Source organism: Aeromonas sobria (assembly GCF_050266975.1).
GTDB classification, from domain to species: Bacteria; Pseudomonadota; Gammaproteobacteria; order Enterobacterales; family Aeromonadaceae; genus Aeromonas; species Aeromonas sobria_B.
In genome coordinates this window covers 1-436 of the sequence record NZ_JBKISU010000106.1, presented here as the reverse complement: position 1 = coordinate 436, position 436 = coordinate 1, and the positions used below count along the sequence as shown (strand labels likewise).

Below are 436 nucleotides of genomic sequence, written 5' to 3'. Positions count from 1 at the left end.
AGTGGCGTCCCCTAGGGGATTCGAACCCCTGTTACCGCCGTGAAAGGGCGGTGTCCTAGGCCTCTAGACGAAGGGGACAAAACGTCCGCTTTCGATACTTCGTATCGAAGACGTTTTGTAAAGGCGATGCTGAGCCTGCGAAGCGAGCGACATTATTTGCCGACACCTGCAGACCAACGGCCTTTAGCGCTGTTCGTTGTTATCGCTAACTCTGGCTTGGGTAGCAACTTGCGCCGCTATTCACATCCCAACCCAACGAACGGGCTTCTCTCGTTTGGCTTTCACCAAACAAGCACTGACACGTCATCACTGGCGCATCAGGTCTTTGCTCTAACTACTTTGAATCAAGGCAATCTGTGTGAACACTCAACAACACGACATCTTAAGGTAAGGAGGTGATCCAACCCCAGGTTCCCCTAGGGTTACCTTGTTACGA

The 436-nt window shown here is 52.1% G+C and carries 1 tRNA gene; it reads right to left on the bottom strand.

Annotation, left to right across the window (positions count from 1 at the left end):
- Nucleotides 1-2: 2 nt before the first annotated feature.
- Nucleotides 3-78: transfer RNA gene (locus ACLHZ1_RS20635), tRNA-Glu, on the bottom strand.
- Nucleotides 79-436 lie beyond the last annotated feature (358 nt).